2 protein-coding genes are annotated in these 1,032 nt (G+C 37.6%); one reads left to right on the forward strand and one right to left on the reverse strand.

Annotated elements, in window-relative coordinates:
• The coding region (locus tag ACFIO3_RS13805; protein WP_375704657.1) for a YqgE/AlgH family protein at positions 1-537 on the forward strand (537 nt) is incomplete at its 5' end.
• A 42-nt stretch (positions 538-579) separates the two neighbouring features.
• Here ACFIO3_RS13805 and ACFIO3_RS13810 read toward each other — a convergent pair.
• A partial coding sequence (locus tag ACFIO3_RS13810) for an EAL domain-containing protein (RefSeq protein WP_375704658.1) occupies positions 580-1,032 on the reverse strand: 453 nt, incomplete at its 5' end.

The raw sequence follows: 1,032 nt of genomic DNA on the forward strand, positions 1-1,032 counted from the left end.
CCTGGAATGAATGACAAACGCTTTATTCGTTCTGTTATTTATATTTGCGCGCATTCTGATGCTGGTGCGATGGGCATCATTCTCAATCAATTGCATCATATTGATTTTCCAGAGCTTTTGCTTCACTTAGGAATCATAGACAGTGGCCAAAAAAAAAGTCTTTCTGAACCGATAAAAAATTTTCCAGTTCGCTATGGTGGTCCTGTTGATCCTTCGCGTGGTTTTGTCCTTCATTCAGATGATTATGCTTGTGAAGAAACTGTTTTTATTGCAGATAAGATCTGTTTTACTGCGACAATTGATATATTAAAAGCGATCAGTTGCGAACAAGGTCCGCAACATGCACTGGTCGCATTAGGCTATGCTGGATGGAAAGCGGGGCAACTTGAGGCAGAAATTTCTACAAATGGGTGGCTAATCAGTTCTACATCACCTAGTTTTCTTTTTGAAAGCGATTTAAGCTGCAAGTATGATAAAAGTTTAACACGCATGGGTATCGATCCAACTTATCTTGCTTCTGAAATGGGACACGCGTAGAGTTTTTTCTAAGCTTTTTAACTTTACACGTTATTTTATCCCTTATGTTTTTATTTTATAAGGGAAATGGCTCTGAACGAGCGTAATTAATTCTTCTATGGCAATCGGTTTCGTCACAAGTGTACTTTGAACATATTTACAACCTTCTTGACGGAGGAAGATTGCTTCTTTTTCATTTTCAACACCTTCTGCGATAATTTGCAAATTAAGATCTGTTGCCATATTAATGATAGACTTTAGAACAATTTTCTTCTTAAGAGAGTCGATTGAGATAAGTGAACGATCAAGTTTAACCATATCAAATGGATAACGTACGAGATAGGTCAGAGACGAATAACCTGTTCCAAAATTATCGAGTGCGAGATTCATTCCAAGTGTTTTAATTTGTTCAAGAAAGTGCGCTGATTGTTCAGGATTATTTCTTAAGACAAATTCAGATATTTCAATCATTAAGCGTCCTTTGTGGAGCGGATGCCGAAGCAAAGCGGCACGCAA

The organism is Bartonella sp. AD328YNZD, from assembly GCF_042196425.1.